Genomic DNA, 287 nt, shown 5'->3' on the forward strand with positions numbered 1-287 from the left:
AGCCGGCCAAGAGCAAGAAGGTCGCCATCGTCGGCGCCGGCCCTGCCGGACTGGCCTGTGCCTACTACCTGGGGCTGGAAGGCTACAAGTCGACCATCTATGAAGCGCTGCCCGAAGGCTACGGCGGCGGCATGATCGCCGTCGGCATCCCGGCCTACCGTATGCCGCGCCCGATCCTGCAGCGCGACGTGGACATCATCGCGTCGGTGGGTGCCGAGATAAAGTACAACACCCGCGTCGGCAAGGATATCTCCCTGGCTGAGTTGAAGCAGCAGTATGACGCCGTG

General features: G+C 64.5%; 1 protein-coding gene. It reads left to right on the forward strand.

Annotated features, from left to right (window positions below; all coding sequences use genetic code 11):
* Positions 1–287, forward strand: a 287-nt coding sequence (locus tag LZP69_RS16190) for an NAD(P)-binding protein (protein WP_234201721.1), incomplete at both ends; no start/stop codon positions are given.

Origin of the sequence: Shewanella sp. AS1 (assembly GCF_021412565.1) — a bacterium.
Taxonomy (GTDB): Bacteria; Pseudomonadota; Gammaproteobacteria; order Enterobacterales; family Shewanellaceae; genus Shewanella.